Here is a 25853-nt window from a genome sequence, read left to right as displayed (position 1 = left end):
ATGGCTTTGATACTCGTCAAGTACGGAACGGATCATTCCGTTGAACAGCTCAAGATAAAATCTGCAAAGGCCGAAGACAAGATCGTGCTCATACAGAACGGCGTCTACTGGGCTTTGAAAGATTTAGAAACACCTGCGAAAGTCTACGCGATCAAGGACGACTTCCTCGCGAGGGGATACTCCGAAGAAGATGCGAAAGTGAATCTGATCAGCTACAGCGAATTCATCGACCTTCTGGAAAGTGAGGAAAAATTCATAGGCTGAAGCTAGTAAAATAAAAATGTGGATGAAAAAGGCCGCGGGTCAACCGCGGCTTTTGTAAAAGGTGAGACTTCGTGAAGCGTGGAAAGGGTGTGTTGAATCTTTTCAAGATCCTGTCCAACCAGACGCGGCTCGACATCCTCATGCTCCTGAGGGAAAGCTGCCTCACAGCTTCCGAAGTGGCCGAAAAACTCAAAATCGATCTTTCGACCGCCTGCAGGTATCTCAGCCAAATGGTTGAAAGTGGCATACTCAACGTCGTTAAAACTCCCAGCGGGGACAGATACGATTTCTCTTCCGTTCGGGTGCTAAGAATGCTCGAAGAGGCCGTGGGATTGGTGTACGAAGATGGAGAAGACCTCGACGTACAGAGTCAAAAGGTCAATGAATTCACACAGTCAAAAAAGTGTTTGGACGTGCGTGGTCAGATGTGCCCCGTGCCAGAGATCATGACCAAAAAGGAACTGGAAAAACTTCAACCTGGAGAAACGTTGTTCGTGCTCTGCGATTATCCGCTCTCGGCAGAAAGGATCACGAGCTTCGCATTGAGAAACGGTTACAGGTTGAACGTTGAAAAGTTCGGGCCAGTCACGAAGATCTACATATCCCTGCCGGAAGACAGCCAGAAAGGTTCAACTTCTTCTGGGTGAATTGCCACAGTCTGATGGACTCAGCCGATACTGTAAGGGCATGAATCTGAAAAACCTCGTATCTTGGTGCCGTAGGTCTTCACAACTTTGATCCGACACACCGACGCTTTGTTGTTGAAGAGCAACATGCGTTGTCCTCGAAAGCCTGTATGATTTCCGTGTGATAAAATAAAAAGTGAGGATCTGAGCGATCTCACGCCTCGCAGTTATAGCCTCGCTTGTTTTTACACATTTGTGGGGGATAGGTTTGATCGAAAGTTTTATTTTCATATCACCGTGCACGGATGTCTTCATCGATAATCCAACCGAAAGACTCCACGGAGCCTTAATAAAGACGATAGCAAGCAAGTTCTCGATCGAAAAGATCCACGGACCGTCTCGCGATCGCTTCTCTTTATCTCTCATCTACGATCTTTCCCTCGCTTCAGTCAGGCACTTCAAGAAGGGTGAAACTTATTTCTTCAGGATCACCTCGATGTCTGATGACATTCACATTGGTTTCCTCAAGCAGCTCGCGCTCAACCCGAAATTGAAACTGCGGGATGTGGATTTCGAAGTGATCGAAGTTCGAACGGCCACGGAGTTCAACTTTGACGAATCGATTATGGACACAATTTATTTCATTTCACCAACGACTTTCAGGATTTCCAAAAATCAAAACCTCCCTTTGCCTGATCCGGAGAGAATCGCCAGGAATCTATCGAACCTGCTGGGGGTTGCTGTGGACTTACCGCCACTGAAAGAAGCGTGCATCAAGACCAAAGCGGTGAGCTTTGCGAAACACGTTGTTATAGGCTTCACAGGTTACGTGCGCTTCGACAAACCGCTCCGTGAACTTCATCTGTTCCACTTTGCAGGAATGGGTTATTCCACTGCCAGGGGCCTCGGTTCAGTCATTGTCAGGGGTGTGGTGCCGCTGGATGAAGAAGTTTCCAGACGGCACCAGAGGTTCATGAACCATGAAGCGAAGAGATGTAGAGAATAAGATCAACCGTATTTACAGGATCATGAGCAAATTGATGAAAGGTGCAAAAGTTCACACTCGGCAACTCGCCGAGGAGTTGAACGTGACGCTTCGCACGGTCGAAAGATACATCGAGGAGATGAAGATGGCGGGTATTCCCGTAGTTAATCGCCGTGGGGTTGTCGAGCTGCAGAAAGACTTCGTCGTGGACCATGACTATACACTGTCGCTCACAGCGAGGCAGAAGAAGATACTCTTGCTGATCGTGGAGTTGGCGAAGAAGTATTTTGGTACTCTCTACTTCGATGATTTGAAGGAAATAGAGCTGAAAATCCGCGACTCGCTACAGCTGGATAGCTTCTTCTGGAAATACGCAACGAGGGTCGATTATTATTACCTGCTGAACCCGAAGTCTGAATTCATAGATCGAAACACCGTCGAAGTCTTAGAGGAAGCGATGGAGCGTCGCTACGTCGTTTCTTTCAACTACAGACATCCAATACTTGGATGGAGGAACTACACTGTCGAACCGTACAGGTTCGTTTTCACCGACGAGCACTGGTATTTATTCTGCCGAGAAGTCTCGAGAAACTTCGAGCTACTTCTGCGTGTGTCGCGCATACATCCGCCAGTGCAGGCCACGGGTAAGACTTTTTCAATGCCCACGACTCACGAGATAGAATCTAAGCTTTCCAAGGTCTGGGGTACGCACTTCTCGAACAACAGCTATCAGATCGAGGTCTGGTTCTCGAAGAAGGTCGCAAACAAGGTGCGGGAAACCATAAGGCATCAAACCCAGCGTATTCGGGAGCTTGGGGACGGATCTCTGATCTATTCTGTGAACATTTGTGGATACAGAGAATTCATCTCGTGGGTTCTATCGTGGGGGGCGGAGGCCAAACTGCTGTCACCAGAGTGGATGAGGAAAAAAGTGATCGACGAGATAAACCGTATGAGAGCCATCTACGCTCAAGACGACAGACATTAGTCGTTTTTAGAACACCATTTTCAGGTCGATTATATTCCTCGTTGAAAATGGGGGGTGAACTGAAAGATGACGGAGCAAGATAGGGCAAGAATGGTTAGAGCCATCCTGAACGTAGAGAAATTCTACGGGTCTCAATATCACACAAGCGGGCCAAAGGCTGGAAGATCTTTTGCGGATCACTTCGTGAACGTGGCTCTTGTAAGCTATCAGTTGGCAAAACTGTGTGAGAGTCTGGGAATACTTCCGCCTGAGCACGTGAAGCTTTCGTTCTACGCTGGTTTGATCCACGACACCAACAAGATCCTCGAAAGCACCTTAAGGCAGAGTGCGGACCTGGAAAGTATAAGGCAAATTCTTGAAAGACTCGATGTCGGTGACGAGGACGTTCTCCGCGATGAGAGTCTGAAAATTCTGCAGGCTTGTGTCGGTCTTCATCAAGCGAGTGGACTCAGCGGGATGGAACTTCTTTTCAACAAGGGTGCTTTTGACGAAAAAGCAAAGATCCTGACGAGGATTGTCAAGTTCGCAGACAAGTTTGACAACTTCAAGGACGTCGATCTGTCAATCGATGATAGTTTGAAAGCATCGTGCGAAGCAGTCCTCGAAGAGCTGAGCGAATTGACAAATAAAAAATTTCAGTTCACACACCTGTTCTACTTCAAGCTCAGAGAGTACAGGGGGGCTCTGACCGAAATCATCTACGAAGTGATGAACAGGTTGCTGGAAGAAAAATTCGAAATGGTCGCCATCGCACGGTTTCCAAACGGAACCGTTTATCTGTCAAAACGCAGAGTGAATTTCGATGAACAGAGTTACAAACAGTTTGTTGACGAACTTTCGGATAGGATTCTCAACGATTCTCCCTTTGCGAACGCCGTTGCCGATGCGGCAGCGACCTTCTCGCCAACTGGTGTCAGATTCTCAGACAGCGCTTTTGAACTGGACTGGCGAAGTTTGTTGAGCAGAATTTTATCTGTATCGAGGAAATCCAAATACGAAGCGAGCGCAGTTTTCGTGGATGGCTTGAGAAAGCTGTTCGATAAGCTCAAAGAGGAACTGTCCGAAAAGAGTGAAGAATACACAAGAGCTCGTGCTGTGTTCAAGGAAATTGTGGGTGTCGATCCTGATGATCCTAATGACCTACCAAGGTCGGGGAAACTCGAGGCTGTCTATTCCGAAATATCCAAAAAGATTTCCATCGAGAACGACCAGCTGGATGAACTCGTGCAAAAGTTAATGTCGCTCGAAGGAGTGTACAGAGTTTTCCAGAGCAAACAAAAGAGTCCAACGCTCCAAGCGGTGATGAGAGAATACCTCGAATCGACGCTCGAGCTGAACGGTTTCTGGTTACCAAGATCCGAGATATTCAAAAATGCATTCGCACATTACGGAAAATACGAAACAACCTGCTCCGTGTGTGGAATGAGTGCAGAAAAGGGTCGCATAGTCGAGATCAGATCGGCGGAGGGCCCTGAGCTGAAAGTTCAGTATTTCACGAACAGGCTCACAGCCCACGCGGTGAAAGAACCTCGAAGGATGGTCTGTCAGTTCTGCAGATTACAGTTCCTGGCAACGAAGGCAAAGCTACCATTCAGCGGTGAAAAGGAAGTTCTGTTCATTTTGATTCCGTCCAACTTCTATCCCCAGGAGTTTCTCGAGATACTCAAGGCAAGCTACGATGAGCTTGAGAATGCGCCATCAAAAGGAAGGCGCTCGAAGATCCCGCAGAACATCATGAACCTCATCTACGGACCTGCTGGAACGTCCAGAAAGCTTCCGCACACCGTTTTCGGCAACATGACATACTTTTCTTTCACCTCCTCGGCGGCAGATAGCTGGCAAAAACTCGCCGCTCTCGCAGCCTTACACGCTGTCAGGATCGTTCGGAACCTGCCGGTCAGGGTACTCGTCACTACGGACGTGCTACTTTTACAGGATGACATCGAATTCAGTTCCGACGTGTACATCAAGGATTTGCCCGCGGTTGCACAGAAGATTCTGGAAAGTTCCTCAAGCAGGGATATGTGGGCTCAGTTCGCTGGATATCTCGATGACGGCAGGGTTCTTGAAAAATTCTTTGAATTTGTAAAACAGCCGTCGAACATCGATAGAGCCGCGCTGGTGGGCAGACTGTGGGGAGAAACGATCAGGAACGATGTCGCGTTCAATCTGTTCAAGATATTCGGGGGTGATGAAATGAGAGAGATCCAGGAGATGGCAAAACTTGCAAGAAGCTGGGCCCATCGGAGAACTGACAGCCCGAAGGTGAGTGATCATCAGTACCTGAAGCCCTTCACAGACGCTTTCTCGGCCGTGAGGAAATTCGATCCGAAGCTGGGCGAAGACGAAAAAGACCTCGAAGCTCTCCTGCTGGAATCCGTTTCAAGGTCCCTACCAGAAAACGCGGGCATTGATCAGGCAAAGGCGTTCGTTGACGAGTTTCTAAACTTTCTCAAAACTATCGGGAACGGTGATCTCTTGAAAGGCAGGGAGATACTTATCGCCGATTTTTCCAAGTACAAGAACGTGTTTCTGGGAAACATCAGGCTGATTTCGCTTGAGAGGAAAGCTCAAGGTGAAAAATCCGGTGAGGAGGGTGAGCCAGATGGTTCTGAAAAGTCCAGTATCTGAGAAGCTGAGAAGTTTCTTCGTCAAAGGCGAATTTCCAGTCAAACCAGAATCTCGCTTCGTCAGCATCGTCGTGTTGAGAAAATCAGAATCCGAACTCATTCTTCGAACCGATGAAGGCATCAGCAAAGAACTGACGTACATGGGATTCGCGGACAAAAACATCAAAACTCGAGTTGTGTTCTCCAAGAGGAAAGTCGTGGCACCGGAGAGGAGAACGGGAAGAGAGTTCTTAAGGTTTTACGGGCTGTTCGATGTGGACTGTTCGATCAACGGACAGATGTGCGGAAAGTGTGTGGATTGCCAGCTGTACGGTTTTGCCGCGGCCGAGAAAGGAGGCACGTCGAAAGGTAGCCTGAAATCGAGGGTCCTGTCCGACACAGCCTATTCCATTCTTCCGGCGTCGGAGATAACGGAGATTCTCACGATCAATGCTCTGAGCGAGTTGGGCACCATGACTGAAGTTACCGAGAAGGGATTGGAAATGCGAGAGAGCCTCGCGAGCGTGGAGTGCGTCAAACCTGAAACGCATTTTGTCGATGTAGAAACTCTCAGAGACGTTCGTGAAGAAGAGTTTGTCTACTGTTTAGGCAACATTCTGAGAACGACGAGGTACGGTGCGGTCACTTCGAGGATCGGTAAAGTGAAAAACGAAATAGTTGCGATCATAGGTTCCGACGCAGAGCTACTCAGCTCCCTGCAACTGACGAAGGCTGTTTGGGACAAACTTGATGCACCGGTGAAACAGCACCCACTGCCCCACGATAAAGTGAAGGAGGCACTTTTGGAATGCGTTGAGGAATCTTTAAAAGATGCACCGGCAACTGTGCAGATCTTGAAGGAACGGGAACTTGAAGATCTGCTCAAGGAAATACGTGAGATTTACGCAAATCCCGTAGAAAAGGGATTTGTTGATGCTCTAAAAAACTTAAAGAAACTTCCAATTGATGCCGAAGCGAGATGATCCACGATGTACCTTTACAGATGCGTTTTAACAACGCATGAGGAACTTTTCTTTGCCAGCAAGGAAGTTTCTTCGATGTTCGTGACGGTTCCTTTCATAGGAAACTACGCCCTGGCTTACGCGCTTGGCTTTGCCCAGCAAAGCTACGTGGGATTCGATACCCCTCGCTACCAGAAAGACTTGAGTGGTGTGAAAGCTTACGTGTTTCCCGCGAAATTCGTGAAGTACAACTGGACAACCACGAGTTTCAACTCGATAGGTGAAGGATTCTTCCTCAGTATGGAAGAAAACGTGGTGGTCGATGCAACCGTACTGCGAGAACATGCCGGGAAAAAACCGAGGCCGCGAAATTCTCCACAGCTCGGGCAGTTCAAGATGGTCGCACCGGAAAGTGTGGCGATCTTCTACGTTCTCACACCCGAGAAAATCGCGTTTCCCAAGTTCATACGGCTCGGCAAGCTGATGAGCAAATGCGAGCTGAGCGTTGAACTGCTGGAAGCAAAAGAGCGTGAAGGTGAATTTGTGTGCCAGCATCCCATAAATCCGATAGATTTGCCGAGCTCGTACGATCTACTCAGCTACGAGGTCATTTCCATGAAACCTGTTCCATTGATCGAAAACGTGAAAATGCGCGGTAGATACCTGGAGGTTCGAACGATCACCGATCAGAGCATAGAGCAAAATGTGTTTCTGCCAAGCCAGGTCTTTTATTTCGCATCGGGGAGTGGTTAGCACTGAAACAGTTGATGGGTTATTCGGTACCGGTACTGGAGGAAGATGGGAGAACGTGGGTAGACCATCAGGTCAGAACGTACAGGGAGCTGGAAAACAGCGACGTAGTCATAAACGTCTATCCAACGGGAACTGGTAAGACGCTGGCAGTGTTGAACGCCATCAGAAAGCTGAACATTGACAGAGTGCTCATCATCGCTCCAGTGAACGAATTGATAAACCAGTACGAAGCTACTGTGGAACGATTCGTGCAGGAACACAGGCTTGGGCACAGAGTCTTTCTTGTGACCTCGCAGAGCCTTGAGGAAATGGATAGTTCGTCACACTCACGTGCCCTTAGATCGATCCTCTCGGCAGAAAGAGCCATAGCCATCACGAACCCCGACATAGTCTTCTACGTTCTTCTTCAAAGGTACGGTGCGAGAGCAAGATCTGGAGATCTGCTGGTGAAGCTGTTCAAATTTCCTCAGCTTGTTGTATTTGATGAGTTTCACGTGTACGATCCTGGCAGATTGTTTTTCGCGTTCGCCTTGATCGCAACTTCCCGTTACTTTAACCTGAGGCAGAAGTACATCTTCATGACGGCGACACCGAGTAGATACGTGGACAACGCTTTTACCAAGCTGGGACTAAGGGTGAGCCGAATTGGGTTAGAAGAAAACAGTTCGCAAGATTTCAAACCGGCTGCTTCACCCGTGTACGTCGAGCTTGTGCGTGGTTCTGGGAAACTGGATGAACACATGGACCTGATCCTGCAGATCGTCAAAGAACACGCCGACAAAGACATTCTGATCGTGTCCGATTCGCTCTCTCGTCTCGCAAAACTCGCACACTATTTGAGAAGCAATGGGATCGAATTTGGAATGGTGACTGGTCCGATGTCGCGCGGAGAGAGGATCACGGCCCTGCGTAAAAGGCTGATACTCGCCACAACGACCATAGATGTCGGGTACGAAATCAGCAGGCCAGAAAAGGACCGTCAGGGATTAGACGTCGTTATTTTTGAAGCATCAACAGCTGAAGATATAGTTCAGAGACTCGGGCGTGTGGGCAGGGTGCTGGGTAAGAACCGCACGGACGTCCCTGCCTACGCGTACATGTTCGTTCCTGCGAGAATTTTCTCGGCTGTTCAGAAGATACTTGAGGAATCAAACGACAGGTTGGGGTTCGCCAGAAGTGTGCAGAGCAAGCTGTCTTTGTCCGTCGAGAACTTGAAAAGAGAGTATTTGGGACCTCAAGGATTGGTCCTGGCGTTCTACGAGGATTTCTTCACACTCCTCTTTCCGAAGGATTACAAAGATCTCTTAAGAGAGTATTTCCAGTTGCTCGAATCTCTGTTTGGCCTTGAAAGGAATTTTCTGAGTCGGCATTCGAGGAGGATCGAACTGGATTTTTACTACTTCGCAAAAAGTTTGTTGGATGAAGAATGTGAGAGTGCCGAACATGTTCTGGAAAGATCACCGCAGCTGCGTGAAAAGATCAGAACGACCTATCAGGACGATGAATTGTGTGGAGCATGTGCTGTGTACAGAAAATTTGTGGAAAAGCTCATCCTGAGTTTCAGAAGTGAGTTCACACAGAAGGTATACGTTGTTGATCCAAAAAAATTCTGCGGTACGGAGCGCTTCGTCTACGACAAATTCTTCGTGTTAACTCGATACAGGGTGAGAAAGCTGGGGAAAAGCGTTATACCCGTCGACATGAGAGGAATAGTCAACGAAGCGTACGAGCTTCTGGAACCTCTCGAAAAGCCGGAAAAGGTTCATTTGAGCATCGTGACCAGATCGGAAAAGAAATTCTTCATACCGACCAAGGTGGAGTCACAGATGTTCGACATGAAGGCTCTAGAACTCGACGGTCTACCTGTCTACCGTTTAAGTCCAGAGGAAGAAAGCGAATGCTTCTTCATGGATCTTGCTGTGAGAGAAGCCGAAATCAACGGATGGAAAGAGAAAGTTGTCATAGGAACCGACGCGATAAAAGCTGTCAGCTATCTTTCCGAGAAGCCCTGGGAATGTGACCTTTTTCCCCAGTGAGGCGATTTTATGGAAGAAATTCCGGTATCTGCCATAAATGCCTATCTATACTGTCCATACAGATGTTACATAGAATACGTGAAGGGTCAGTTCGTGACGAACGCACACGTTGAAGAAGGACGTTTCCTGTCCCAGAAGATCGAGAAAAAAGTGCAGACCAAGGATTACAAGAAAAAATCTCAGGTTTTTGTTCAATCACGAAGGTATGGTCTTTACGGGACCATAGATCAGACTGTTGTTAAGCAGGACAGGATTGTGATCGTCGAGACGAAAAAGGGTGCCGCAGATCGACCGTATGAAAACGATGTTCTGCAGCTGCTGGCTTACATGGTCTGCTGTTCGGAAAGTTTCGAGATCGAGCTCGAAAAAGTGAGTGGCAAATTGGTGTATCTCGGTTCTCAAAAGACTTTCGAAGTTCTTCCAAACGACGAGCTGCTGGGAAAGTTACGCTCTGTCGTTGAATCCATAAGAAGCCTTTCGAGTAATCCACCTAAGCCACAGTATTCTCGAAAAAGATGCGATCCATGTTCGTTGATCAACATATGCATGCCCGAAAAGAATCAAGGTGAAGGGAACGTGCAGCGAAAGATCATGCCGACCAACCAGCTGACACGGCCATTGTTTGTCTGCACACAGGGAGCCTACATAGGCAAAATGGGAGAAAGCGTGCAGGTAACCTACGCGGGAGAGGAACTGCTGAGGTTGCACAAGTCTCTCTTGAACGCGCTCTATCTGTTTGGGAACGTTCAGGTGTCAACGCATGCGTTGAAAATGCTTGCAGAATCCGAAATTCCCATAGTTTTCAGCGACACGGCAGGACGTTTTTCGTTCCTGTGCTTTTCGGGAAGCTCGAAGAACATCAACCTGAGACTCAAGCAGTATGAGACCAGACAGGATCCTGAAAAAAGATTGAAGATCGCAAAACAGATCGTACTTGGTAAGCTGAAGAATCAACTGTTCGTGCTGAGGAGAAAGTCTCTGATCGATGGTTCGAGGATGAAAAGATTTAAAGAGTTGCTGCAGAGTGTTGAGTCATGCCGAAGCATCGAGGAACTCATGGGTGTGGAAGGACTGTTCGCGAGTGAGTATTTTGACGCTTACTCCAAGGCCTTTGACGATTCCTGGAAATTCGTCAACAGGAACAAAAGACCCCCCACTGATCCCATAAACGCGTTGCTGAGCTTCGGGTACATGATGCTTCACGGCACGGTGCTCACAGCGGTGCTGGGTGTGGGCTTCGATCCCCTCATAGGCGTTCTTCACAATCATCATTACGGAAGATTTTCACTCGCGCTCGATTTGATGGAAGAGTTTCGTCCCATCCTTGTGGATCAGCTCGTGCTTTCTCTGGTGAATCTCGGGCACATCAAACTTTCAGATTTTGTTGAGAATCTGGAAGGTTCTTATACACTCACTGATAGGGGTCTCAAGAAATTTGTAGAGGCTTATAAAGAGAAACTTGAGACAAAGCACTATCACCCATTGTTGAAAATGTCAGTCGAATACGCCAGGATTATTGAGGCGCAAGCACGGGTCTTTGAAAAGTGCATACTTGGTGAGATCAGCACTTACATTCCTTTCACGGTGACAAAATGAACGATCACAGAGAGGCCTACATAGTTACGTACGACGTCTCACAGGACAAGCTACGAAACAAGGTTGAGAAGATCATGAAAGAGTACGGAGTGCGCGTGCAGTACAGTTGCTTCTACTGCCCTATTGAAAAGAAAATACTGCTGCAGATTTTGATGAGATTAGAAAAGATCATAGACAAAAAGACAGATTCTGTGATCGCCGTTCCACTCGAAAAGGATTGGGAAAAGTACGTGATAGGCACGCTGAGAAACGATCCAAATTTTGAGATTAAAAGGGTCGTCTGATTACGCAGACCTTCTTTTTCTGAAAGGCCGCCACCCTTCGCGGGCGGTCGTTGAGGCTTTCTAAAAGCCGATTTGAGAGGCACCGGTTTCTGATAGCTGTATTCTATCCAATGTAGTAGAAAGAATGTCTGCGAAAAAGTACTTCCGAAATCATCATAGGAAAATAATTTTTATCGCCCGGTGCCTCAAGACCAAATTCCGTAGAACGGAATTGAAAGTGTATAAGTGAAGCCAATAATGCTCCCATAGCGAAGCCTCAAGACCAAATTCCGTAGAACGGAATTGAAAGAAGCCATGGACTGGAACATACGATAACCGATTAGAAGCAATGCCTCAAGACCAAATTCCGTAGAACGGAATTGAAAGATAAGATCTTTTATTATTGACCATTCAGACATAGAATCACCGCCTCAAGACCAAATTCCGTAGAACGGAATTGAAAGTATTATCTAATTTAACAGGCAAAGGTGGGTAATCTAAGCCTCAAGACCAAATTCCGTAGAACGGAATTGAAAGTTTGGGGATGAGTGCAAATGATAGAACGGCTAGCCAAAGCCTCAAGACCAAATTCCGTAGAACGGAATTGAAAGTGGAAATCGAGGCAAAAAAAGAGCCTGTGCTGGTTGTGCCTCAAGACCAAATTCCGTAGAACGGAATTGAAAGTCAATAATCTTGGAGACGCGTACGATTGTGAGTGTGCCAGTGCCTCAAGACCAAATTCCGTAGAACGGAATTGAAAGGGTGTGAAAGCGACGCACATTGCGGCACTTGATCCGGGGCCTCAAGACCAAATTCCGTAGAACGGAATTGAAAGGCTCATAAAACGGGCGTTCATGTCTACACCGTTCGAGCAGTCTCAAAACCAAATTCCGTAGAACGGAATTGAAAGATATCGTGAACATCGCTCTTCCCAATGCTGTTGACGGCATTGCTGTCCTTATCATCCTGTGAGGAATTTGAACGAAACAGGTTTGGTCATCGCTCGCGTTTCTGGAAGTAGTCTCTATCGTCCTATAGAGAACTTGAAGACGAAAACCTGGCTGGTATAATTCATCAAATGGGGATACTGTTTGCATCAGTTCCTTATTTTTGTGTTGAATTCATTTCAACTGGAGCGAAGCTTATGAATGCGGAAGCTGTGGCGTTGGAAATTCAAGAGCCGTTGAAGAAATTGACCTACCTTGAGAAGATCCGCAACCGGTTGTATGTGGAGTACTACATTTCCAAGCGCAGTGGCGGTAAAAGAGAGATCTGCGTCTATCTGTGCGACTCCAAGGAAGCCCAAGCAAGGCTCAAAAATAAGCTTCGAACGTTGAAAAAGAACGATGCAGAGCTAGAAAAACTGGTCCGAGCAGCACAGGAATTGAAGACGGTGCACAGGAAGCTGAAAGAGCTGCTTGATCGAATTCCGTTGCCGGATTGCGTCTTTGGATTTAGAAAGAACGAAAGCATCGTGACCTGCGCGCGAAAGCATGTTGGCAAAAAGTATGTGATCTCTCTGGACATCAAGGACTTCTTCCCGTCTGTGACTTCGGATATGGTGCTTAGGCAACTGAAGAGAGAAGGCTTTGAAGACACCGGTGCATGGCTCATAGCAAGGCTTGTGGCGTTCAAGGGTGTGCTGCCGCAAGGTGCAATAACCAGCCCTGCGGCTTCGAATGTGGCATTCAAACCGTATGATGAGAAGCTTCAAAAGTACTTTGAAGAACGCGGGTTCGTGTACACAAGATACGCAGACGATGTCACTGTGAGCACGGATCAGGAAGTCACAGACGAAATGATTCAGCAGATCGTCGAAGAAACCAGCCAGATCATCGCGCCGTTCAAATGGAACGCGAAGAAGATCAAGATTTATGGCCCGAACGAGCCGCACTATGTGCTGGGCTTAATTGTCAATGCCAAGCCGAACGTACCGAAACAGAAACGAAGGCTCATAAGGGCGATGGTGCACAACTTTGTTCGAAAGCATGCACTTCCGCAGGGAGAAGATCCGATTCGGTACAAAAGAAAGCTGATGGGCAAACTCGCGTACTGCTTGTTCGTGAATCCACACATTGAAAGCCTATTGGAATTGTATGAGGAGCTTAGAAAATTCGACCCAAACAGAGTGAGCGAGTGGAAGTCTTTGTACGTCAGTGAGGAAGAAGGAGAATGACTGGATCTCCATGCTCAAAGAGGTTGGCGGTATGAGATAATAGAGTTGCGATACAAGCGTCATAGAGAGGATTGTGAGTTAACCAAGAACTAGCAGCGTTTTTGGTGGCAAAGGATAACTTCGATTGGAACATACCTTTAACCAAAAGGAGGTGGTTTTGAAAGTACGATCTATTGTCGTACCTGAGAGACAGGGAAGGCAAAAGCAGGAGAGATATAGGAAAGGAAGAGGATCTCGGCTCCGCAATGCATAAGGTGGGTACCCAGCTCCACGGGATCGAAACGCACCACAACAGTTTGCCAGCCACACATATACAGATCTCGTTCCCCATCCTTGTGAAATAGTTCTTCAAGTAGTGAGACTCAGCAAAGAACAGAAAAGATGAGGAAGAGAAAGGGAAAGGGAAAGAAGCCCTGGAAGGGTAATGTTAGTGGTACGACAGCACCTTCGGTGGTATAGAAGGTAAAGCACAAAAGGGCGAAACGCCCGTATGGCAAGTCTAAAGGGAAAACGTGGTAGCTGACGTAGCCAGTCTTTGTTAGTTGTGCAAATTTCGACGCAGTCTTGTTGCCAAGGAACGTAGCGAATGCGTGGGCGCTACGCCCACATAAGTTCGAACAAAAGGTGATGAGTAGTGCCGCGGTTTAAGGAACAACGTAAATTACCCAAAAATGGGTACTACATCTTTATTGGAGAACATCTTGATCGTAAGAGCTTGCTGTACATCTATCCGTCTCAGACGGAGAGTGTGTACGTAAACCGCGTTTGTGGAACCATCACGCCAGAAAACAAAGTTCACGGTGTGTGGAAAGACAAGCGATTCGAAGTCTTGCTGAAAGACGACAGCGAGTCACGATGGGAGCAAACCCAAGCCGCGTCTAACAAGTTCAAAATCGGTTTGATGCTCCTCGCAGGATATCTGATTCCAAAGCTCAACGCACCGATCGATGAAGCTGGTGTGATCATCAACAATAACAGTATCGTTAATAACAAGCGAGCTGAAATCTTCGCCTACGCGATCGCTCACGTTAAGTGTGCATTGGCGTTTGGAGGATTCAACAGACGAGCACGCAAGGCTGAGATTGGAAGACATGTAGAGATCGCGTTTGGTAAAGCGTTCAGACATGGAAACGACAAACTGCTTGTGGTCAAAGACGGTACTTGGATCTTGCGTGCAAACGGTAAGCTTGAGTTCACGGAGCTGATAACAATTTCAGACGCTATCGTGTTACCCGAACTATTTGGACAGTTTGCGGAGCTAAGTTAAGGCTCGCAGGAACTAATTGGCAGCGCCGTCAGGCGCTGTTTTTTTTGAAAGGTCAATCGTTCTTACGATCCTGTGAGGAATTTGAACTCGCAAGTATCGAACGCCGACCCAGACGTTCTTTTCGGGTCCTTATCATCCTGTGAGGAATTCGAACGATGGCGAGTGATGTGTGCACCTGTCGTGAAAACTGACGCTCGGGGCTAAATTCAGTAAACAAAGTTGAAAGGAACACCGTTGGATCCTTCAACTCAATCGACAGCTTGATGAGGATGATCGCTTCTTCTGCAAACGGTGCGGTGATTCAGTTCTTGAGTTCGGTTTGTCGAAGCTGGAACGATGATGATTTCTTTTTGATCTTGATCTTTGCCGGCATAACCTGCACTTGGCAAAAATCCTTCTGAAAACCGGCCATGGCTGCGAATCATACTTAGTTGATGCATCGGGGGAGGTCAAACGTGGATTTGTCAGCCTCTCACTCTGTCAAGGTCGGCGCGCATGAAGAGGAGTAGATAATAAACCGGTTCGTCGCGGCCTTCAACGTAGATCCAGCGGGACATCTTCAAAAATTCTTCGGCGTCGATCAGATCCTGCACGTGTTCCGCTTCCTGCCGGGTGCATGGTTCTATGACCTGCTCGATTCGGGAGATCTTTGCGTCTTTCAGACTGTTGAAGAACAGTTTGGCGAGGGATTTTGTGAGATCTTCGTTTTCGAACGATTTTGAAACCTCAGGATGAAAGTAAGATTCTTCCACCACGATGGGGACTTCGTCGACGTACCTCAGCCGCTTGACCAAGAAGCATTCCTGAACGTTTTTCCATCTCGCCGCTCGAGACAGCTTCTCATCGAGTTTCACGTATCCTTTTTTTAGCAGAATGTTCTTGCTCACGAAGCCGAAGGTTTCGAGCGCGTAGGAGAGGCTTATCAGCGGTTCGAAGCTGAACGTGGGTCTGAACTTTCTCACGAACGTTCCAACGCCGTGGCGTTTCACCAGGAAACCTTCGGCGACCAAGGTGTCTATGGCGGCCCTGACGGTCGCCCTGCTCACGCCGTAGAGCTCCATGAGCTCGAACTCGGGTGGGATCTTTTCGTTGTCCTTCCACTCGCCCTTCAGTATTTTTTCCTTCAACTTTTCTGCAAGCTGTGCGTAGAGTGGCACCGCACTGCTCTTGTCGAGCAAGGCCTTTCACCTGGTTTCATTTTACCATGTGGGTTTCTTCCAGATCCAGCGCGAGCGTGCCACCGGGGTTCATGATGTTGTTCGGATCGAAGTGGCGTTTCAGAGCTTTAAACACTTCGAGCTGGTTTTTACCTATGCACTTTTCGAGCCAGGGTGCGAAGAGTTTCCCAACGCCGTGGTGGTGGCTCAGCGATGCGCCGCTTTCGACGATCTTGTCTATGATCTTTGCCTGGTAATCGACGAACTCCTGAACACTTTCGAACTTGCCTATGAAGATGAAGTACAGATTCGTGCCCTGCGGATAGAAATGGGAGCAGTGGCTCATCACGATCGTTCTCGGTCTGGATTTGCACACCTCCCTGACCGTTCGCCAGACGTGTTCGACCTGGTCCCACGCCACGGCGCATTCGAGCGTGTCGATCAGTATGCCGAAATCGTTCAGATCGTCCCTCAGGTACGGATCGGTGAACCTGCCCTTCTCCCACGCCTTCGCGACGTAGCCTGTGGTGTAGATCGCACCGTAAGATTTCGCGATCTTCTTTATGTTGCTCTTGACGTTCTTCGCAAAATTCTTTTCGCCCTGTGCCACGCCGAGCAGGAGACATCTTTCCATGGGTCTGTAGCCCATCGAGGTCACGAACTTGTCTATGACGGTACCTTCGACTCCGTAGAGTTTGAACGCGATGTGCGTCTCTTCCGGATCTGAGAGCCTCATGATCGCAGGAAAACCAAAGTTCGACTGCATGATCTCTCTGCACGCTTCGATGGCGCTGTGGAAGTCTTTGAAGACGAAGCTGAACCTCTGATCGTTCTGAGGCATGTATCTGAAGATCTTCAGCGTGACGGACACGAGAACTCCGAAAGCTCCCTCACTGCCTATCATGATCTGGTCGATGGAAGGTCCGATCGCCGCGCGCGGATACTCTTTTGTCTTTATCTCCCCGACGGGTGTGACGTATTCCTGGCAGACCACCAGATCCTCTATCTTGCCGTAATAGGTGGAGTTTTGACCAGCCCCGCGCGTCACGACCCAGCCACCAACGGTGGAGTATTCGAAGGACTGTGGCAGGTGGCCGCACGTGTAGCGATGTTTGGCTCCAAAGTACTCCGGTGCCCTGTTCAGCTTTTCTTCGAGCGCAGGGCCGTAGATGCCAGGCTCGACGGTGACGGTGCAGTTGGTTTCGTTGAGCTTCAGTATCCTGTTCATGTGTTTTGTCAAATCCAGGCTCACGCCGCCTCTGACGCACTCTGTTCCCCTCGTCACGCCGGAACCTCCACCGCGTGGGTAGATCGCTATTCTGTTGGCGTTGCAGTACTTAACGATCTCCACAACGTCCTGTTTGTTCCGCGGGTAGATCACAAGATCCGGAACGTTTTCGATGATCTTGTGTCTGAGTCTGAGCACGTCGTACTGAGTCTTTCCGTAGCTCGCTTTGATCCTGCTGTAACTGTCCAGCGCGACGTTCTCCGGCCCGACGATCTTCTGGAAGGCTTCTACGTGCTTCGGTTCGAGCCTGATGGGCAACTCCACATCGACGGTTTCGAAACCTGTATTTTTGGGTGAGGCGAAGTCTTCGTCTGAAAGTTGTAAGGCTTCTCTCATGAGCTTGCACAGCCTCTCGTTCGGGTGTTTGAAGTACTTCGGATCGCCCCATCTGAAGATCGATCTGTAGCTCCTTTCGGGTGCGACTTCCTCTATCCACTTTGGACAGCTCACGGTTCTCACCTCACATCTCTGGATAGTTCGTTATTCTCTGCATGGCTCTGTAGAGTGGTCTGAGGCGGGGATAGAGCTTTTTGTACACGCTCTCGTAGAGTTTTTGATAGAGTGAAGATCTCTCAGGGTCCGGAACGCATTCGTGAGTGTATCTGACCATCTTCTTTGTTGCCTGCTCGAAGTCTTTGTAAAAACCGAGCGCGTGGAAACAGACGATTGCGGCGCCCAGACCCGCGGCTTCGTACACGTGCGTTCGGAGCACTTTTTTGTTCATGACATCGCTCAGGATCTGACAGACCAACTTCGACCTCGAACCACCGCCCGTGGCGACCACGGCTTTGATGGGTACTTTCGAAACTCTTTCGATCTTTTGTGCGGCATCCTTCAGTGCATACGCGAGCCCTTCGATGATCGCTCTGTACAGATAAGCTCTGTTGTGCACATCTCCGAATCCGACGATTGCCCCGCGTGCTTCAGGTTGTTTCAATCCCGCACCCCAGTACGGTTGAAGCACCAGCCCGAAACTGCCAGGCTGAGTCTGCAAGAGGAGCTCTTCGAGCACTTCTTCTGCAGACACGTTCCTTTCCTTTGCGATCTGGCATTCCGGTGCGGCGAACTGTTCTTTGAACCATGTCACCATCCAAAAGCCTCTGAATATTTCAACCTCGGGATTGAACTTGCCGGGGATCACGGCAGGGTAAGACGGCATGAACTTGATTGGTTCGAGGTATTTGCTGCTGGTTATCTGGAGCGTGAGCGTCGTGCCCAGGCTGGCGCACGCCATCGATTCATCGACGCAGCCAGCCGCGAGAGTTTCGCAACCTTTGTCTGAACCGGACGCGACCACGGGCGTTCCTTGCCTCAGGCCAGTGAGCTCCGCTGCCGTGTTTGTTAAACCGCCGATGATCGTGCCCGGTGCCACGAGCTCTGGCAATTTGTCTTTCTCGATGGGAAAAAGGTAAAAATGAAAGTCTGATTTGGGATCTGCCCAGGTTTGTTTTTTGTAGTTGAACGGGATGTGGCCTATCTGGCTTGCGACGGAATCGACGAACTTTCCAGAAAGTAAGTAATTGAACCAGCCCGAAAGGAGCAAAAACTTGTGGGTGTTTTTCCAGATCTCCGGCTCGTTCTGTCTGACCCAGTTCGCCTTGCACTTTTTGGCAGATACGATCGCCGCTTTTTCCATTCCGACGAGTTTGAAACCGATTTTGAAGTGCAGAGGAAGCTTGAGATCATATTCGGCCATTCTCTGATCGAGCCACAGGATGGCAGGTCTGAGGGATTTTCCGTTTTTATCAAGAAAAACGCACGTATCGCGCTGGCTCGTCACACTGATGGCGAGAACGTCTTTGACTTTGATCTTGCCTTTCTCCAGCAGGATCCTGCAGGCTTTCGCGAGTGAAGATTCGTAGACGCTGAGATCCTGTTCCGCCCAGCCAGGCCTGGGTGAGACGTAAGCTTGAGGATATTCCACCTTGCACATGTCGATGAGGTTTCCGTTTTCGTCGAACGCCAGCGCTTTCAAACTCTGCGTACCGCAGTCAATACTTAGCACGATCGACATTCACTCTCCCCCCAACAAGATTGTACGAGCTTGAGGTGGCTATGAGATTGGCGTTCGTGTTTTCGATGTTCTCCACGATGATCTCCCCACGGTGTACAGGTTTGTCCAGCGTGAGCTGTTTTATTCTTTCCATCACCTTTTCGAAAGATTCGAGCGGAATTTCTCTGTCTGTGCGAACCGGCAGAAGAGGTTTGAGAGGATCTTTTGTCAGGACGGTCGAGCAGAGAACTCTCTTTGGATTGACAAGGTCTTGCTTTGCAAACTCGAGTCCCCTTTCGCAACCGTGACCTTTGAAAAGTGGATTGGAAGGATCGCCGTAAACTTCGATCTCACAGCCTTTCGGGCACACGATGCACACCAAGCTCTTGAAAGGTTGTTCTTCCAAAGTGAGGGCGCTCTCGATCGAAAGCTTGAGCGGTGCTTCGTCGAGTTGAGCGGCAACGTCGATGAATTCTATCTGCTGGGGTCGTAAGGTTTTGAACTTCTTCGAAGCGAGGATGCGTCCAGATTGAAGAACGTACAGCTCGGCGTTGGAAACTTTGCTTTTCACTCTGAAATAGATGCGGACCTTTCCCGAGTGAGGAAGACTGAGCAGTTGCGGCACGCAGTAGCTGAGTGAGGGATCGAGTTCGATCTGCATTCTCTTTCGAACCTTCAGATTGCCCTTGGCGTACTCGCTGGCGCATCTTCCCGCCTCGAAACCCGTCCATGTGACGTAATCGACGAGATCGTGCACGTGCAGAGAGTTGCCGCAGCTGAACACACCCTCCACGGTTCCCATCGTGTGCTGGTCCACGATGGGTCCACCGGTTCTCGGATCGAGTTCGAGAGAAAGTTTCTCCGCAATCTCGTTTTCTGGGATCAAACCCACGGCGAGGAGCAGTCCGTCGCAGGCGATCTGTTTCTCGGTGCCGGGAACGAACGAGAACTTCTCGTCGACTTTCACCACTTCGACCTTCTCAACCCGCCCGTTTCCAAAGACTCTGCTCACGGTGTGGGAGAGAAAGAGGGGAATGTTGAAATCGTTCAAACACTGAGAGACGTTCCTCAGAAGGCCAGAAACTTCAGACTTGATCTCGTAAACTCCGAGCACCTTCGCTCCTTCCAAGGTCAATCTTCGCGCCATGATCAGACCGACATCCCCGCTGCCCAAAACGACGCAGCGTTTGAACGGTAGAAGTCCCATAAGGTTCACGAACTTCTGTGCGGTGCCCGCCGTCATGATGCCAGCGGGTCTGTCTCCGTGGATGAAGACTTGTCTGGAAGTTCTTTCTCTGCAACCTGTCGCGAGCACGATGGATTTCGATTCGATCGTGAAGATACCCCGCGCGTTTTGAACGAGAAGTTCGAAGAATTTCTCCTTGCGCCGAACTTCGAGTAGGAAGGTGCTCAACAGAATTTCCACGTTGGTCTTCAACAGTTCTTCGACGAAGATTTCCGCGTACTCCGGGCCGGTGAGCCTTTTTCTGAAGTGCAGGATTCCAAAACCGTCGTGGATGCACTGTTTGAGTATGCCTCCAAGTTCCGGTTCCCTCTCGATGAGCACCACGGTTGATTTGTTCTTGTTCGCCGAGATCGCGGCGGCGAGTCCAGCCGGTCCACCCCCTATCACCGCAACGTCATAGATCATGCTCGATACCTCCCGGCCTGGTCCTGGTCACGAACAGTTCTGATCCTGGGCCTTTCTTGGTGATCGAAAGTGGGTCTGTGAACTGCTGGAGTATCTCGACTAAGAAGGGTGTGCAGAAGCCACCTTGGCATCTGCCCATGCCGCAACGTGTGCGCCACTTTATGCCATCCAACGTGGTGGGGGGTATCTCACCGTTCAGCGCCTGCAGCACTTCGCCTTTGGTCACAGTTTCGCACCTGCAGATCACGATGCCGTAAGCAGGATTTTTCTCTATGATCTTCTGCTTTTCTTGTAGAGAAAGTTTTTTGAAGTCTGGCTCCTTCCTTCTGACAGGACAGAATCTTTCGTTGGGTACGATCTTCATTTCTGTCTTCAATTTCTCGATGCACATGCTGGCTACGTCTATAGCGATGGCGGGGGCGCTGGTTAAACCTGGAGACTGGATACCCGCAGCATGCACCAAGTTCTTGATCCTCTTTGAGGGTTCCACGATGAAGTCTTCCTCGTACGTTGCCGCCCTCGTTCCAGCGAAGTAATTGATGACATCGTTCTTGGAGAGTCCCTCTATTGCGGCGTGTTTTTTGAACAGTTCTTCCAGAGCTTCGAGGCTTGTGCTGTAATCTTCCCTCTGTGGAACTTCGATCGCGGTGGGGCCAAGCAGTAGATTTCCGTGCACGGTGGGAATGAGTCCACCACCTTTGGTGACAGAACCGATGTTTCTGAGCGAGATTTTGGAGATCGTCATGCGGCACAGATGGGATTTCTTTTTGTCTATTATCGCCATCTCACCCTTGCGCGGGTGGATGGTGAAGAACTCGTCGTTCGCGAGCGCCGCCACGTGATCTGCCCAGACGCCCGCCGCGTTCACCACGAGTCTTGGAAGGATCGTACCTCTGTTCGTCACGACGGCTCCTATCCTTTCGTCTTCGATCACGAACGATTCGACGAAGGTGTTGAAGGAAAACCTCGCACCGTTTTGAACAGCGTTCTCGGCGAAGGCGAGCGTCATCTGGAAGGGATCCACCACTCCAGCTTCCCACACCACGTAGGCCCAGGCGAAGTGTCTCTTCAGGTGCGGTTCTATCCTCAAAAGCTTCGATGCGCTCATGAACTGCGTTTCTCTGACTTGGTTCTTGTGTTCTCTGAACTTGATGAAAGGTAACAAAAGAGCGTATGCGACGCTGGGAAAGAGCATCGCCAGACCGTTCTTCTTGTATGGAAAATCGAGTTCGCGCGAGAGCTGTTCGATCAGATCCAGTCCCTTCCTGTTGTAGTAGGCCTTCTTGCTTTTTGGGTGCGGTGCGATGGGTGGGTGCATCATGCCAGCGTTGTGGGAACTTTGGTGGCACGCGACGTCTGATTCTTTGTCCACGACGAGGATGTTGAGTTTCCATCTGCTGAGCTCCCGTGCGATCGCACAGCCCACCACACCCGCACCGATGATCAGCACGTCCACCCTTGTTCCGTGAAGGCTTTGATCACGAACGCTGGGAACCTTCGGGCCGGCGATCCTCACGCCCTCACACTCGATCTTGTTCACAACGCCCCTGAAGCCGAACTTCGTGGCTTCCTTGCCTATGCTCACGACCTTGTCCCAGCTGTCCACCTTGCCGTAGAGAAAGAGGGCGTCGTTCTTCTCTTCACAGTGGATGGGTGTGGAAAACTTCTTTGAAAGGTACTGCTCGATGTTTTTCACGCGTCGATGCCCCCTGAGATACTGTTGTCCGTACATCCGTATGATAGCATGTCATGGCGTCGTGGTCAAACAGTGAAAGAACGCGCAACAGGACGTGACGGTGAGATACAAAGTGGAAGAGTGGGTAGAATGAGTGAAAACGAACGCTCATTTGAAACGATGTACTTTCGCAGCGAAATGGGTGAGAAAGTGGTTTTGCGTGGGAACATCTTCCGCAATCAATACTGAGCACGATTGACACTCACTTTCCCACAACAAGATCGTATGAGCTTGAAGTAGCGATAATGTTGGCGTTCGTGTTTTCGATGTTCTCCACGATGAGCTGACCTTCTTTTTGAAACTTTTTTCTGATAACTAAAGTGGGATCACCTCCTTAATTTTTGAAGTAAACGAGGATGAACATATTGTTGTAGGCCCAAGATAACTTCTGTTTTTTCACAATAATGATGGGGCATAGTTTCAGTTTAATCAGATTCCCAGTTCTGTCACTCTTTTCCTTGTTTACTGAGGCAGTTCGGCTCGTGCAATCAACCACAGTATTTCTCACGGGTAACCAGATTCAGACCAAAAATGATTACCACTCATTGATATCTACACGTTGGTACTTACTAAGCCTCTTGCAAATTTGCACAAGCTGATGAGTCGTAATGCAGCAATGGTGAAAACTGTCACAATATAATTATCAACGGCCACTTGGAAGATTTCTCCTCATGGAGGTGAATGTATTGTCTGGTGAAGTTAGATTAACTGCCTTTGATGTAGTTGTGATCGGTGGTGGTATTTCTGGCGTGTGTGCTGCCGTGGCTGCAGCACGTCAAGGAGCAACTGTTTTGCTTATTGAAAAGAGTATGAATCTTGGCGGGGTATTAACTGATTCTTTGGTCGGACCAATGATGACTTTTCACTCACCGCAAAGACAAGTTTCTAAGGGTATTCTCCAGGAGATCGTGGATAGGCTGATCACTATTCGGGGTTCTTGTGGGCACGTTAAAGATCCAACAGGTTTTGTCGAAACCATAACACCCTTTGTTCATGAAAAACTAAAAGCAGTACTGTTTGATATCGTGAATGAATCTGGTGTCACCTATTTTCTGGGGGCACCGGTTGCTAATGTTGTTGTTGAGGATGGGTTTGTTCGCAGTGTAACTGTCCCTTACGGAGTAAAACAATATAGCTTTGAAGGAAAAGTATTTGTTGACGCAACAGGCGACGGTTCCCTCTCAATAAAATCGGGTGCTGCGTACTGGGTAGGTGACGAATTAACGAAGGAATGCCAGCCTATGAGTTTGATTTTAAGGGTATCTGGAGTTGATAAGCAGGAAATAATAGCATACATAAAAGAACATCCAGAAGATTTTCAATTGCGTGATGAACCGTCGAAAATTGATTTCTCATATCTTGCTGTTTCTGGATTTTACACAAGGGCGAAATTGTTTCACAAATACAACCTTTCTTTCAAGAGAGACAGAATACTCTTTTTCCAGGTACCATTTCAGGAAGATGAGTTCCTCATAAACACAAACCGTTATCCTGGTTATGCATCAAACCCAGAAGAGCTAACTAGAGCACAAGCACTTGCTCTGTCGGAGATTTGGCGTTTTATGGAGTTCCTGAGGAGAGAAGTGCCAGGATTCAGAAATGCTGAGCTAGTTCAAACAGGAAGTATAGGAGTCAGGGAGACCAATCACGTTGCTGCTGACTATACTCTGCGCCTTGAAGATATCACATCAGCTAAGAAGTTCGAGAAACCAATAGCAATTGGTGCATATCCGATAGATGTTCATCAAAGTACATGTGGTGGACTTAAAATCATAAAAATACCATATCCCGGTGAGTACGAAATTCCATTGGAGACACTCTTACCAAAACAACTGAAAAATGTTGTATTGGCAGGTAGGAACGCTAGCGCAAGTCATCTAGCTTATGCGGCAACCCGTGTCAGCGCTGTAGCCGGAGCCATTGGGATGGCTGCGGGTATTTGTGCTGCACTAGCTACTAAGGTGGATGGTGATATCAGAAAAGTTGATTATTTACGCCTCCGCAAGAGGATAATTGAAATGGGGGGAGTGTTATGAAAATTGCAGTTCTTCCCATGGACAACCGACCCCCAAACTACGATTTTCTCATCGATTTTGCAACCATGTATGACGTAGACATTCTCCTGCCACCAGCTGGAAAACTTGGCTACTATAAGATACCAGGAGATGTGGATTGGTTGCATGATTGGCTTTTGAATCAAGAAGCCGAAGCGTTTTTGATTTCTACAGAAATGTTGTGCTACGGAGGCCTGGTTGCGTCCAGAGAAGCTGATACTTCCCTAGACCAAGCAATAAGAAGGTTGGAAACATTGAAAGCCTTGAGAAAAGAAAATCCGCAGGCGTTAATCTTTGCTTCTTCTATTGTGCGTAGAGCTTCAATTACAGTGAATTCAGCAGAAACAGAGAACAAGTGGAAGGCGCTCACAGAATACTTGAAGTCCGCCACCGAGAACTGCCAAGTCCAAATGAGCGACTTTGACGATGAGTATTTGAAATACTACCGACAACTTCGAAGTAGAAATCACGAAATTAACAAACTATGCGTAGACTTCGTAGCAACCGGCGTAGTGGATACCCTCGTCCTGGCTGTTGAAGATACTTTTCCGCACGGACCTCATGAGCCGGAGGTAGACGTCTTGAAGGCAAAGGTGATTCATTTAGGTCTTCAAGGTAAAGTTTACATACACAATGGGGCAGATGAAGTAATGCAAGAGCTGCTCGTAAGAGTCTTTAATCAAAGGGACGTGGAACTTCATTTTGATTCAGGTGAAACAGTGATGCGAATTATGGAGTTTGAACATCAACCATTTGTGAAGAATCTACTGTCTCATGTCTCTCTTACTGGCTTTTCTGTCCGCCCTGACTCGAATACAGCGATATTGATAATTGGCTCTAACTTGGAAAAGGGTTTACATACACTTGAAAAATTGGTCGAGGAAGGTAAAGAAATATATCTGCTCGATCTCTTCCACCCCAACGGCGCTGACGAACATCTTGTGCACGAACTTCTCAGCATGATTAGAAACAGCCCGGCGATTTTTCTGAAAGGTTTTTCTGCTTGGAATACCGCATCCAATCGCCTGGGGACTCTGTTGGCAGAAGCAGCGTGGAAGTCTACTAAGGATGAACTACGACTATTGAAATTCATGCTTGAAAGATTCGTAGATGATTACCTTTATCAATCGGTATACAGACGTAAGCTCGAAGATATGCTAAATTCCTATGGTAAAGACAAGTATAATATTGGTCCCAATTCGGATATCATGAGGGTTTTCACTTCTGAGTTTACTATAGAATCGAATAACCTTCTGAATAATTTTGCTGGCAGGATTTTTCGAGCTAACAATAAGACCTGGTTGTTGAAATCCGCTTCTCTCAACTATTTCGCACTACCATGGAATAGAACCTTTGAGTGTAAAGTTAGTGTTCAAATTGAGACTGAGGAACTCTGATATGTCGATTATCGAGATTCCCATGTGTTGCACAATTTGCACAAGTGTACACT

General features: G+C 48.3%; 19 protein-coding genes and 1 CRISPR repeat array. Of the genes, 14 read left to right on the top strand and 5 right to left on the bottom strand.

Going from position 1 to position 25853, the window contains the following annotated elements:
- The 12 genes from tusB to TSP01S_RS00905 all read left to right on the top strand — a co-directional run bounded on the left by tusB (window position 1) and on the right by TSP01S_RS00905 (window position 14525).
- Window positions 1–264: a sulfurtransferase complex subunit TusB gene (tusB, locus tag TSP01S_RS00960; protein WP_041075691.1), complete on the top strand. Its 264-nt coding sequence runs from the start codon at window positions 1–3 to the stop codon at window positions 262–264.
- Window positions 265–335: 71 nt separating this feature from the next.
- Window positions 336–911 carry a sulfurtransferase TusA family protein gene (locus TSP01S_RS00955; RefSeq protein WP_041075689.1) on the top strand — a complete coding sequence of 192 codons (576 nt, stop codon included), beginning with the start codon at window positions 336–338 and terminating at the stop codon, window positions 909–911.
- A 247-nt stretch (window positions 912–1158) separates the two neighbouring features.
- On the top strand, window positions 1159–1896 hold the full coding sequence (gene cas6, locus TSP01S_RS00950; RefSeq protein WP_041075687.1) for a CRISPR system precrRNA processing endoribonuclease RAMP protein Cas6: 738 nt from the start codon (window positions 1159–1161) through the stop codon (window positions 1894–1896).
- Window positions 1871–2863: a helix-turn-helix transcriptional regulator gene (locus TSP01S_RS00945; protein WP_041075685.1), complete on the top strand. Its 993-nt coding sequence runs from the start codon at window positions 1871–1873 to the stop codon at window positions 2861–2863. The genes cas6 and TSP01S_RS00945 overlap by 26 nt, the downstream gene beginning before the upstream one ends.
- Window positions 2864–2929: 66 nt before the next feature.
- On the top strand, window positions 2930–5494 hold the full coding sequence (locus TSP01S_RS00940; RefSeq protein ID WP_041075683.1) for an HD domain-containing protein: 2565 nt from the start codon (window positions 2930–2932) through the stop codon (window positions 5492–5494).
- On the top strand, window positions 5469–6455 hold the full coding sequence (gene cas7d, locus TSP01S_RS00935) for a type I-D CRISPR-associated protein Cas7/Csc2 (RefSeq protein WP_041075681.1): 987 nt from the start codon (window positions 5469–5471) through the stop codon (window positions 6453–6455). Before TSP01S_RS00940 ends, cas7d begins: the two co-directional genes overlap by 26 nt.
- A gap of 6 nt (window positions 6456–6461) precedes the next feature.
- A complete protein-coding gene (gene cas5d, locus TSP01S_RS00930) occupies window positions 6462–7187 on the top strand; it encodes a type I-D CRISPR-associated protein Cas5/Csc1 (RefSeq protein WP_041075679.1) in 726 nt (241 codons plus the stop codon).
- Window positions 7188–7201: 14 nt separating this feature from the next.
- Complete coding sequence (cas3, locus tag TSP01S_RS00925; protein ID WP_041075677.1) at window positions 7202–9223, top strand: type I-D CRISPR-associated helicase Cas3'; 2022 nt, start codon at window positions 7202–7204, stop codon at window positions 9221–9223.
- A 9-nt stretch (window positions 9224–9232) separates the two neighbouring features.
- Window positions 9233–10819 carry a CRISPR-associated endonuclease Cas4/Cas1 gene (locus tag TSP01S_RS00920; protein WP_041075675.1) on the top strand — a complete coding sequence of 529 codons (1587 nt, stop codon included), beginning with the start codon at window positions 9233–9235 and terminating at the stop codon, window positions 10817–10819.
- Window positions 10816–11103: a CRISPR-associated endonuclease Cas2 gene (cas2, locus tag TSP01S_RS00915; RefSeq protein ID WP_052463434.1), complete on the top strand. Its 288-nt coding sequence runs from the start codon at window positions 10816–10818 to the stop codon at window positions 11101–11103. The genes TSP01S_RS00920 and cas2 overlap by 4 nt, the downstream gene beginning before the upstream one ends.
- A gap of 182 nt (window positions 11104–11285) precedes the next feature.
- Window positions 11286–11992: direct repeats of the CRISPR family, unit length 36 nt; unit sequence GCCTCAAGACCAAATTCCGTAGAACGGAATTGAAAG.
- 234 nt (window positions 11993–12226) lie between these two features.
- Window positions 12227–13258 (top strand): reverse transcriptase family protein, encoded by a 1032-nt coding sequence (locus tag TSP01S_RS00910; RefSeq protein WP_041075673.1) that lies wholly within the window; start codon window positions 12227–12229, stop codon window positions 13256–13258.
- A gap of 715 nt (window positions 13259–13973) precedes the next feature.
- The gene (locus TSP01S_RS00905) at window positions 13974–14525 is read left to right on the top strand and encodes a hypothetical protein (RefSeq protein WP_144380596.1); all 552 of its coding nucleotides are present in this window, start codon (window positions 13974–13976) and stop codon (window positions 14523–14525) included.
- 464 nt (window positions 14526–14989) lie between these two features.
- Here the strand turns inward: TSP01S_RS00905 and TSP01S_RS10200 are convergent, their stop codons facing one another.
- The 5 genes from TSP01S_RS10200 to TSP01S_RS00875 are packed head-to-tail and all read right to left on the bottom strand — an operon-like array spanning window position 14990 to window position 22310.
- Window positions 14990–15703, bottom strand: coding sequence for a GntR family transcriptional regulator (locus tag TSP01S_RS10200; protein WP_082021615.1), 714 nt, complete (start codon window positions 15701–15703; stop codon window positions 14990–14992).
- A 16-nt stretch (window positions 15704–15719) separates the two neighbouring features.
- Window positions 15720–17420, bottom strand: coding sequence for an FAD-binding oxidoreductase (locus TSP01S_RS00890; RefSeq protein WP_041075669.1), 1701 nt, complete (start codon window positions 17418–17420; stop codon window positions 15720–15722).
- Between the two features lie 10 nt (window positions 17421–17430).
- Window positions 17431–18984: an FGGY-family carbohydrate kinase gene (locus TSP01S_RS00885; protein WP_041078255.1), complete on the bottom strand. Its 1554-nt coding sequence runs from the start codon at window positions 18982–18984 to the stop codon at window positions 17431–17433.
- On the bottom strand, window positions 18962–20614 hold the full coding sequence (locus TSP01S_RS00880; RefSeq protein WP_052463432.1) for an FAD-dependent oxidoreductase: 1653 nt from the start codon (window positions 20612–20614) through the stop codon (window positions 18962–18964). Before TSP01S_RS00880 ends, TSP01S_RS00885 begins: the two co-directional genes overlap by 23 nt.
- The gene (locus tag TSP01S_RS00875) at window positions 20604–22310 is read right to left on the bottom strand and encodes an NAD(P)/FAD-dependent oxidoreductase (protein ID WP_052463431.1); all 1707 of its coding nucleotides are present in this window, start codon (window positions 22308–22310) and stop codon (window positions 20604–20606) included. The genes TSP01S_RS00880 and TSP01S_RS00875 overlap by 11 nt, the downstream gene beginning before the upstream one ends.
- Before the next feature lie 725 nt (window positions 22311–23035).
- Between TSP01S_RS00875 and TSP01S_RS00870 the strand changes: the two genes are divergently transcribed.
- Together TSP01S_RS00870 and TSP01S_RS00865 are read left to right on the top strand one after the other, a co-directional pair.
- On the top strand, window positions 23036–24385 hold the full coding sequence (locus tag TSP01S_RS00870; RefSeq protein ID WP_041075665.1) for an FAD-dependent oxidoreductase: 1350 nt from the start codon (window positions 23036–23038) through the stop codon (window positions 24383–24385).
- The gene (locus TSP01S_RS00865) at window positions 24382–25800 is read left to right on the top strand and encodes a DUF4127 family protein (RefSeq protein WP_041075663.1); all 1419 of its coding nucleotides are present in this window, start codon (window positions 24382–24384) and stop codon (window positions 25798–25800) included. The genes TSP01S_RS00870 and TSP01S_RS00865 overlap by 4 nt, the downstream gene beginning before the upstream one ends.
- Window positions 25801–25853: the final 53 nt, after the last annotated feature.

The sequence above is a fragment of the Thermotoga caldifontis AZM44c09 genome (genome assembly GCF_000828655.1).
GTDB lineage: Bacteria > Thermotogota > Thermotogae > Thermotogales > DSM-5069 > Pseudothermotoga_A > Pseudothermotoga_A caldifontis.
The sequence above is the reverse complement of the archived record's forward strand: the minus strand, read 5'-3'. Positions and strand labels throughout refer to the sequence as shown.

Excerpts from the sequence above, each read along its gene's own strand:
- cas3 (WP_041075677.1), top strand. The coding sequence starts at position 7,202 with ATGGGTTATTCGGTACCGGTACTGGAGGAAGATGGGAGAACGTGGGTA.
- TSP01S_RS00920 (WP_041075675.1), top strand. The coding sequence starts at position 9,233 with ATGGAAGAAATTCCGGTATCTGCCATAAATGCCTATCTATACTGTCCA.
- TSP01S_RS00940 (WP_041075683.1), top strand. The coding sequence starts at position 2,930 with ATGACGGAGCAAGATAGGGCAAGAATGGTTAGAGCCATCCTGAACGTA.
- TSP01S_RS00865 (WP_041075663.1), top strand. The coding sequence starts at position 24,382 with ATGAAAATTGCAGTTCTTCCCATGGACAACCGACCCCCAAACTACGAT.
- TSP01S_RS00945 (WP_041075685.1), top strand. The coding sequence starts at position 1,871 with ATGAAGCGAAGAGATGTAGAGAATAAGATCAACCGTATTTACAGGATC.
- tusB (WP_041075691.1), top strand. The coding sequence starts at position 1 with ATGGCTTTGATACTCGTCAAGTACGGAACGGATCATTCCGTTGAACAG.
- cas7d (WP_041075681.1), top strand. The coding sequence starts at position 5,469 with ATGGTTCTGAAAAGTCCAGTATCTGAGAAGCTGAGAAGTTTCTTCGTC.
- cas5d (WP_041075679.1), top strand. The coding sequence starts at position 6,462 with ATGTACCTTTACAGATGCGTTTTAACAACGCATGAGGAACTTTTCTTT.
- TSP01S_RS00885 (WP_041078255.1), bottom strand. The coding sequence starts at position 18,984 with ATGTCGATCGTGCTAAGTATTGACTGCGGTACGCAGAGTTTGAAAGCG.
- cas2 (WP_052463434.1), top strand. The coding sequence starts at position 10,816 with ATGAACGATCACAGAGAGGCCTACATAGTTACGTACGACGTCTCACAG.
- TSP01S_RS00880 (WP_052463432.1), bottom strand. The coding sequence starts at position 20,614 with ATGATCTATGACGTTGCGGTGATAGGGGGTGGACCGGCTGGACTCGCC.
- TSP01S_RS00910 (WP_041075673.1), top strand. The coding sequence starts at position 12,227 with ATGAATGCGGAAGCTGTGGCGTTGGAAATTCAAGAGCCGTTGAAGAAA.